A 993-nucleotide genomic window follows, 5' to 3' on the forward strand; every position below is an offset into this window, starting at 1 on the left:
AGTTGTGACCCTCCCACGGCATGAACGCCACCAGGAGGTTCTTGCCCAGCGCCATCTCACCGTTGTCGGTGCAGGGGCCGTCGGCGATGACCTGGTTGACCTCGACCCGGTCGCCCTCGGCCACGATGGGCTTCTGGTTGAAGCTCGTGCCCTGGTTGGAGCGCTTGAACTTCGCCACGCGGTACGTCGTCCGCGTGCCGTCGTCGTTCATGACCGTGACGTAGTCGGCGGAGACCTCCTCGACCACACCGGCCTTCTCCGCGCTGATGACGTCGCCGGCGTCGGTCGCGGCACGGTACTCCATGCCGGTGCCGACCAGCGGCGCCTCGCTCTTGAGCAGCGGCACCGACTGGCGCTGCATGTTGGAGCCCATGAGCGCGCGGTTGGCGTCGTCGTGCTCGAGGAACGGGATCATGGCCGTGGCCACCGACACCATCTGGCGCGGCGAGACGTCCATGTAGTCGACCTCGGAGGCGTGCGCGAGCTCGGTCTCGCCGCCCTTGGTGCGGACGAGAACGCGGGCCTCGGCGAACGACCCGTCGGCGTTCAGCGGGGTGTTGGCCTGAGCCTTGACGAAGCGGTCCTCCTCGTCGGCGGTCAGGTAGTCGATCTGGTCGGTCACCTTGCCTTCGACGACCTTGCGGTACGGCGTCTCGACGAAGCCGAACGCGTTGATCCGGCCATAGGTGGCCAGCGAGCCGATCAGGCCGATGTTCGGGCCTTCAGGGGTCTCGATCGGGCACATCCGGCCGTAGTGGGACGGGTGCACGTCACGGACCTCGAAGCCGGCCCGCTCACGCGACAGACCACCGGGGCCCAGCGCGGACAGACGCCGCTTGTGCGTCAGGCCGGCCAGCGGGTTGGTCTGGTCCATGAACTGCGACAGCTGCGAGGTGCCGAAGAACTCCTTGATCGACGCCACGACCGGGCGGATGTTGATCAGGGTCTGCGGCGTGATCGCCTCGACGTCCTGCGTCGTCATGCGCTCGCGCA

Annotated in this window: 1 pseudogene; it reads right to left on the minus strand. The window is 67.7% G+C overall.

What is annotated here, in order from left to right:
* Positions 1 to 993: pseudogene (locus E1286_RS47325) on the minus strand (DNA-directed RNA polymerase subunit beta); the annotation flags it as partial.

This window comes from Nonomuraea terrae, assembly GCF_004348995.1.
Lineage (GTDB): Bacteria > Actinomycetota > Actinomycetes > Streptosporangiales > Streptosporangiaceae > Nonomuraea > Nonomuraea terrae.